The 250-nt window shown below is 54.0% G+C and carries 1 protein-coding gene; it reads left to right on the forward strand.

Annotated elements, in window-relative coordinates; translation table 11 throughout:
• Nucleotides 1-250 (forward strand): aldo/keto reductase (locus CHH91_RS18775; RefSeq protein ID WP_141234233.1); only part of this gene is annotated, 250 nt, incomplete at both ends.

Genomic DNA, 250 nt, shown 5'->3' on the forward strand with positions numbered 1-250 from the left:
CATATTCCCATCGAAGAAACGATCGGGACGATGGCTGACCTCATAAAGCAAGGGAAAATCAGGTTTATTGGATTGTCGGAGGCACCAGCTGATCTGATTAGACGGGCTCATGCGGTGCATCCCATTTCCGCCGTCGAAACCGAATATTCCCTATGGAGCAGGGAAGTGGAAGATGAGGTTCTCCCGGTCCTTAAGGAGCTGGGCATCGGTCTAGTCCCTTACAGCCCCCTTGGCCGCGGCTTCCTAACCG

Source organism: Virgibacillus sp. 7505, assembly GCF_002272135.1.
GTDB lineage: Bacteria > Bacillota > Bacilli > Bacillales > Amphibacillaceae > Terribacillus.